The 534-nt window shown below is 58.6% G+C and carries 1 pseudogene; it reads left to right on the top strand.

What is annotated here, in order from left to right:
- Window positions 1-387: 387 nt before the first annotated feature.
- Window positions 388-534 (top strand): annotated as a pseudogene (locus OQK_RS30915) (integrase domain-containing protein); the annotation flags it as partial.

The following is a 534-nucleotide window of genomic DNA, read 5'->3' as shown; positions in this document are numbered from 1 at the left end:
CATTCCTCCTCGTGACAATCAGCGTGACAAACACCGAAGTCACCAGCAACAGCGATGCAGATGATGGTGCCCCAGCCCAGGGAATGGACTGCACCTGACTGACAGTCAGGCATGCCCCGATCATCGCATCACTGCCTTCACCCGACTCAGGATCTCGCGGCGCCGGTTTCGTCAGCCAGCGCAGCCTCCACCCGCCCACCTCTTCGGAGGTGTTCAGGAGGCCAGATCATGAGATGCCCAAGCTCCCGGTCGTAAAGAGCCGCCAGTCCCGCGTTAGTGGACAACCCTCACAGGTCGCAGGGGCCTTGATCCCTGATAACACTCAACATTCGTGGCGGGATGACGTGAGGAAGGTTTAAACGTTTTGGCTTCGAGAGGAGTTCGATCATGGCACTGGTGGGCAGGCGAAATGGGCGCAATTTTGGCTATGGGCGACAACTGAGTTACGCCGGACCGCAGGCGCTAAAAGATCTATTTGGCGACGGGCATTACGGCACGGTCAAGGCGCACAGTGATCGCTGGCAGGCGTTTGTG

This window comes from Pseudomonas sp. R62 (assembly GCF_000257605.1).
In the GTDB taxonomy this organism is placed as follows: Bacteria; Pseudomonadota; Gammaproteobacteria; order Pseudomonadales; family Pseudomonadaceae; genus Aquipseudomonas; species Aquipseudomonas atacamensis.
The sequence above is the reverse complement of the archived record's forward strand: the minus strand, read 5'-3'. Positions and strand labels throughout refer to the sequence as shown.